Origin of the sequence: Williamsia sp. 1135, assembly GCF_002095395.1 — a bacterium.
GTDB lineage: Bacteria > Actinomycetota > Actinomycetes > Mycobacteriales > Mycobacteriaceae > Williamsia.
Genome location: NZ_MJEI01000028.1, coordinates 1 through 6,111, shown reverse-complemented (window position 1 = coordinate 6,111; position 6,111 = coordinate 1). Strand labels below are relative to the sequence as shown.

General features: G+C 61.8%; 6 protein-coding genes. 1 reads left to right on the top strand and 5 read right to left on the bottom strand.

Features of this window, described 5'->3' with window-relative positions:
• Positions 1–4 precede the first annotated feature (4 nt).
• The 5 genes from BFL43_RS00385 to BFL43_RS00365 all read right to left on the bottom strand — a co-directional run bounded on the left by BFL43_RS00385 (position 5) and on the right by BFL43_RS00365 (position 5,649).
• On the bottom strand, positions 5–1,246 hold the full coding sequence (locus BFL43_RS00385; RefSeq protein WP_084889687.1) for an IS701 family transposase: 1,242 nt from the start codon (positions 1,244–1,246) through the stop codon (positions 5–7).
• Positions 1,247–1,388: 142 nt separating this feature from the next.
• Positions 1,389–2,423, bottom strand: coding sequence for an ATP-binding protein (locus BFL43_RS00380; protein ID WP_084889746.1), 1,035 nt, complete (start codon positions 2,421–2,423; stop codon positions 1,389–1,391).
• A gap of 336 nt (positions 2,424–2,759) precedes the next feature.
• Positions 2,760–4,220 carry a hypothetical protein gene (locus tag BFL43_RS00375; RefSeq protein ID WP_084889744.1) on the bottom strand — a complete coding sequence of 487 codons (1,461 nt, stop codon included), beginning with the start codon at positions 4,218–4,220 and terminating at the stop codon, positions 2,760–2,762.
• Entirely contained in the window at positions 4,213–4,455 is a 243-nt protein-coding gene (locus tag BFL43_RS00370) for a hypothetical protein (protein ID WP_206186587.1), read from the bottom strand. The genes BFL43_RS00375 and BFL43_RS00370 overlap by 8 nt, the downstream gene beginning before the upstream one ends.
• 51 nt (positions 4,456–4,506) lie before the next feature.
• Positions 4,507–5,649 (bottom strand): IS630 family transposase, encoded by a 1,143-nt coding sequence (locus BFL43_RS00365; protein WP_084889713.1) that lies wholly within the window; start codon positions 5,647–5,649, stop codon positions 4,507–4,509.
• A 100-nt stretch (positions 5,650–5,749) separates the two neighbouring features.
• On the opposite strand from BFL43_RS00365, the gene BFL43_RS00360 reads away from it, so the two are divergent.
• Positions 5,750–6,097, top strand: a complete 348-nt coding sequence (locus tag BFL43_RS00360; protein WP_084889720.1) for a hypothetical protein — start codon at positions 5,750–5,752, stop codon at positions 6,095–6,097.
• Positions 6,098–6,111: the final 14 nt, after the last annotated feature.

Genomic DNA, 6,111 nt, shown 5'->3' with positions numbered 1-6,111 from the left:
GGGTTCATTGTTGTTGTGACCTGCGTTGATAGTGGTGTTGTCGGGCTCGGTATTGGTGTTTTCGTCGCCAGAGTGACCAGCGGAGGGGGTCAGCGATGGCATGCAGTGGTGTGAGGACGAGGATCGTGAAGAGTTTGCGGAACTCGTTGACCGACAACCGGATCAGTCCAGGTTCTGAGGGTTGGGCCAGGCGTTCAGTGGCGGTATGCACGGCCAGGAAGGCGTGCGCAGCCATGACCAAGGTAATCCAGCGGTGCCAGGACGTCCACGTCCGCACTTGATGCTGATCCAGACCGGTCAGGCCTTTGCCGCTCTGGAACGATTCCTCGACCGTCCACCGCCGCCCGGCGACTCGGACGTACTGGTTCAGCGGCACCGGTGCCGGGCTGTAGCAGCGATAGAAGGCGAGCTCGCCGGAGCTATCGTTGCGCCGCACCAACACGTGACAGAGGCCAACATCGGGACGCTCGGTGGTCGCGATCAAGGCCCAGGAGTACCAGCGGTGTCCTTTGCTACCGGCGCCGGCAGACATCTTGTGCCAGGACCGCGGCGGTAGATTCTCAGCAAGGGCATCGACCCGGATCTTCCCGGCGGCTGTGGGGACCTGCCGATTGCATCCGACGGCCAGGACGTAGCCGATCTGTCTGTTGTGCAACGCTTTTCGTAGGTTCGGGTCTGCGCCGTACACTTCATCGCCAGCGACCCACGAGGCCGGAACGTCGGCGTCGAGGGCCGCCTCGACCAGCGTGGTTGCCAGGGCTGGTTTGGTAGCGAACTCGACCGTGTCAGGGACCCCGGCCTTGGTCCTTCGCTGCGGGTCGGTGGCCCAGGTGTGCTGCGGCAGGTACAGCGCTCGGTCGATCAGGGTGTGTCCGCGAGCGGCGGCGTAGGTCAGGTAGACCGCGACCTGACAGTTCTCCGTGCGTCCGGCGGTTCCGGTGTACTGGCGTTGTACCCCAACGGTGTTGGTGCCCTTCTTCAAGTCGCCGGTCTCATCAACGACAAGCACCGCATCAGGGTCGGCCAGGTGGTCGATGACATAGCTGCGAACGTCATCGCGGACCAGATCAGCGTCCCATTTAGCGCGGGACAGCAAGTGCTGCAGTCGGTCAGGGGTGCCATGGCCCGATAGTTCGGCGATAGTCCAGCAGTTCTTGGAACCTATATCGGCCAGCAAACCCAGCACCAGCGCACCGGCGTTGCGTCGTGCTTCGACCCGCGCGAACCGCGACGAGAACGACTCCAACAACCCATCCAGGCCCGCATGCCACCGCTCATGGTCTACCCTCAGTGCTGCGGTTGCCGCAGCTGATCTGGATGTCTTCACAAACTCGAGATCATGCCGCGGCAACCGCGCCTACCAGCGCAAACACGCCGAAACTACCTATCTACGGCTGTAGTACTAACGCAGCACGGACGACTCCCCACTCCACGGAAGTATAACCTAGGTAGTCGAGCAGTCTTGTTTCAGAAGGCGGGTCAACGAACGCCGAAAGTCGGCGAGCCGCTGCGTGCGCGGAAGGCTGGAGTCGGATCAATGCGTCGGCGAGGGCCGAGGTAAAAGCGGTGGGCGCGGTGTAACCGTCGAGCGACTGACCGCTTCTGAGCTGGCGAATTAATCCCTCAACTACAAGCGGGTACCCGTTGCTAAGGGCAAAGATCCTGCTGGCCGCGGCTTCGTCGAGGTGCGCGTCGCGCACCCACTGCTGGACTTCAGTATCGGTCATGCCCGATACGGTGATCTCTGTACACGCCTGCTCTCTGAGACGTGTCAGCCCGCGGCGGGATTCGTCGTCTGCTGTGGACCAGGCGATGATGAGTCTCGCACGTTTGGGAGGGTCGAGAACCATTGATGCGAGAATGCGGTGGTCTTCATCGGTGAGACGCTGGCACTCGTCAAGCGCGAGGACCAGTCCGCTGCCTAGTACGGCCGCCGTGGAGTCGGCTAGAGCTATGAGTAGACGAACAACGTTCTCATCAGAGCGGGCGCGCAGGTCGCGGCGCAATGCCTCCTCTGAATCTGTCCGAAGGTTCTTAATGAAGGCGCCGATGCCTTCTCCTGCGTGTTCTCCGATTCTCGACTTAACAAGTGACATCAATTCTTGCGTAACGGCTTTGCCCAAGTTCTTTCCGATGTCGACCGCCGTCTTACGCGTTGCCTCGCCCAGGCGGTGTCTTAATCTCCGCCACGTCGCTTTGTCTGCTGACCCCTCGGCAAGTGCGACAGATAGAGCGTTCAATATCGCTAGCTGGAGTGCGCCGCTGTCGAACTTGCAGGTCACCGGAGCCGGGGCGGCCAAGTGATCCCTCCGCAGCTCAGTCTGGCAGGCCTGGAGAATTGAGGTCTTTCCCGTTCCGGAGTCGCCAGTGAGAAGCACGATAGGAGCGGTGGTCAGCAGAAGTCGCGACAGGTCTGTCCTCATCGGCCAATTCTGCCATCGCTGTGGTCTCTTTTTGAGGATTCGCCGATCGGTTCGACGGCCTTCGTGGCAGTTTCGTCGTCGGGCGCGGCGTCAACGCCGACGCAGCTCACGATCGTGAGCGGGCGTTGCAACTGCGAGCGCGTTTTGGAGGAGCCAGGTGCTGGTCCATATTGGCGTGGCAGTATGGCGGCCTCCAGCCCGTAAGTACCTGTTGCTATCGGAACGCGCACGTTTGTCGAGGGACCGATGCGCTTGACATAAGGGCGCCTTATCGGGCGGCCAGCACCGTTGGCCAGGCGACTCAAGCGGATAGTCGAGGTGTTGAGGATCTGCTTGCTAGTCGAGGAAGTAGGCGAAGACTTTCTCGTCTGAATCCAAGATGTCTTCCGAAGCCACCCCGAGTTCCATTGCGAGGTCGACAGATCCCAGGAGAGCGACTTCCACGTCAGGGGAGAAGGCCCGTTCGAGTAACCCGACATAAGTGGACATGCTCGCGTCGAGCTTCTCGATGAGCTCCTGGTAGTCATCGGCGAGTTGCTCATCGAGTTCGCGTTGCTCGCTGAGGTAGTGCTCGATCAGCGAAGCCTCCCGCTGGGAGAGCGAGGACGAGATGGCCTTGTACATGATGGTGCCGACGGTGTTGCCGATCACGGCACCGAGGACGGGTACCGGGATGAGAGCCTGCCCGGCGAAGGACGACAGCGCGCTGATGGCGGTCTCCAGGCAGATGAGCTCAGCGTTCTCGATAAACGTCAGCTCATCGATCTCGCCGCGACGGAGCTTGTTCGCCTGCTCCGCGACGCAGAAGGCTGCGGTAACCGTCGAGCTGGCGACGGCTGCGGGTGTGGCGGTGAAGTTCGTGAGCCAGTAGATGCTGCAACCTCGGACACCGCCCTTTGCGACGGCAAAACCGGTTGTGCCGACGATGTCGGACCAATCCTCGCCAGTGAAATCTTTGAGATGTGTGCCGGCGCGGCGTTTCTCGACTACGGCCAGTACGAAGGCGGTCCCGCCTTCGATGGCAGCGGCAGCGGCCGTAGCCTTCGCGCCTTCCTGCAGGGTAGGCCGATTTCTTTGGTGAGCATCGTTGCGGAGGGCCTTGTCGGTGGACCGGAGGGATTGTTTCTCCGTCTCCAGAGTTGCGCTATAGGTGCCCTTTTGGACCGCGGAGTAGTCAAGGTGTGAGGGCTCGAGCGATTCAATGCTGACGGATCCCTCGTCGAAGAACGTTTGCACTCGTGTCCAGTCCTTGAAAGATGGGCCGTCCCCGCCGAGCGTCAGGGCCTTGCCCGCTTCTTCGCGTGGCATCGCGTGTAGCTTCTGGATCACTTCGAATTGATCGCGGGGAATCTGGTACTTCCCGCCGCGCTTGACGAAGTCGGGATACTTCTGCAGGTGGTCGGCGATTGCGCCGAGACCGAAGCGGCCGCCGGACGCAACAAATTTTTGCTGGATCTCGACTCCGCCATGCATCAGGTCCACAGGGCCGTTGTCGTTCACCCATCGGTAGACAGTGTCTCCGCCATGGATTTGGCTCCGAGCATTCCCGACGCCCACCTCTGCGACCTCGGCAATGAAACCGTGCATGCCTTTCACTCCGCCACGGTTGGCGGCGACTACCTCCAGGTCGATCTTGCCGATCGCATTGTCGACGCTAGTGAGTGCGTCCGCCAGGTTCACATCTTGCCGGCGCAGTGTGCTCAGCAGTGTGTCGAGCCGGAGTTGGTTGAGGTAGTTCACCCAGGCGGCGACTGCCTGTTCTTGGTTGCTCTTTCCAAGGGCTACTGTGTCATTCATTGTTGGCGGCCTGGCTGATCCGCGTGTCGAGTAGGGCCGCGCATGACTTGGTGTTGTTCACCAGAGCCACAAGCAGTGACTGCTGGGACGCCGACAGCGCAAGGAAACCGGTCCCGAAGCAGCCCAGCGACTGGCTGTAACTCTGCAACAGTAGCTTGCGAAGGGACGTGGTGCGTCGCAAGAGGTCATTGATCTCGGCGTCGATGCCATTCACGAGTGCGGTGTTCTGCTTCACCGAGATCAGCGACTCTTGCTTAGTGGTCTGAGCCGTTAGTTCGTCGGGGGGTCATGCCGCCTCGCTGCTTTGATCGATCAGTTTGAGTTGGCGGTGGAGGTCCCGGCGGGTGTATTTCCAGGCGAAGGGTTCGGCGGTGCGGTTGTAGCGTTCGGCGAAGGTGTGCAACCGGTTCTCGACTGAGGTGAGGTCGGGAAAGTCATTGGGCGTGAGGACTTTGCGTTGGACGATGGAAAAGTAGATCTCGACTTGGTTGAGCCATGATGCGTGCACCGGGGTGTGCACCATGACCGCGTTCGGGTATCGGGCGGTGAGGCGGTCGATCGATGCTTGTCCGCGGTGCGAGGAGCCGTTGTCGACGACCCAAAACACCCGGTCGGCGGACGCGTACGGTTCGCTCGTCATGACCTGATCGACGAGGGCGGTGAACTCGGTGATGCCGGTGCTTTGCTCGCAGCGGCCGAAGACCCGTGCGGTGTGGACGTCGTAGGCAGCGAGGTAGGTGAGCGCGCCGCGGCGGCGGTAGTCGTGGCTGACGCGCATCGGGCGACCTGGTGCGGCGGCGGTGGTGCGGTGGCAGCGGTCGCGGGCTTGGATCGACGGCTTTTCATCGGCCGAGATCACAAACTCGTTGCTGCCCAACGGTTTGCCTGCGTAGCGGCGTGCGTACAGGTCGAGAACGACAGATGCTCTCATCTCGAAGTTCGGGTCGCGGGCGGCGATCCAGGAGCGATGCTGCCACGGTTTGAGCGCATCCTCGTCCAGCCACCGGCGCACCGTCGACACCGAGACGGTCATGCCGTCGCGTGCGAGTTGGGCGGCGAGTTCCGGGGTGGACCACCGTGCGATCGGAATATCGTGATCGGCCGGGATCTGACACGCCCACGCTTTCACTGCAGCGATGTCAGCGGGGGTGTAGATCGGTGGCCGGCCCGACCGTGGTGCGTCGGCGAGGGCATCGATACCGTGATGGTGGAACCGGCTGCGCCACTTACGGACCGTGTCGGGATGAACGTCGAGTTCGATGGCGATACTTGCGTTGGTGCAGCCGTCCGCGGCGAGCAGCACGATCAGAGACCGCAGCACTGTCTTCTGCGGTGTCGACCCACACCTCACCCATGTTTCGAGAACCTGACGGTCGCTGGTGGACAGGACGATCACGCAGGCCGAGGGTCGAGCGGTTTTGTCACTCATGCCTCAAAAGGACACCTGAGTCACACCTGTCTCGGGCCGCGGCACGCCGATGATCCGCGAAATGTTGGGTGGACCACACGGATCGGGCACGATCGGATGCGTGCCGACACCACCGGAATCGACGAAAAGCTCACTGCGCCTCAAGCTCAGCGGCCACGCCCGAACGAGGTGGCCGCAACTCGCGCGAGTCAACGTCCGATTTCGTGGCGCGTTCGCCTACGTCGACGGTGTACTACCGGACGAGTCGGTCCTGGTGTTGATGCGGCTGCGATACAACGGCTCCGCTAGCAGATGGGGCTTCGCGATCCACCTCGCGTCCAAGGGCAAGTACGAAGATTCGCTGCTGCCTACAGGCGACTTCACCGGCAGCCCTGAAGACGCACTCGACACCGCATGCGGGCTCTACCTCGGCGACCCGACAGCCTGGCAAATACCCCCGACGAACTAACGGCTCAGACCACT

Bases quoted from the DNA above. Each gene is read 5' to 3' on its own strand.
- BFL43_RS00375 (WP_084889744.1), bottom strand. From the start codon at position 4,220: ATGAATGACACAGTAGCCCTTGGAAAGAGCAACCAAGAACAGGCAGTC.
- BFL43_RS00365 (WP_084889713.1), bottom strand. From the start codon at position 5,649: ATGAGTGACAAAACCGCTCGACCCTCGGCCTGCGTGATCGTCCTGTCC.
- BFL43_RS00380 (WP_084889746.1), bottom strand. From the start codon at position 2,423: ATGAGGACAGACCTGTCGCGACTTCTGCTGACCACCGCTCCTATCGTG.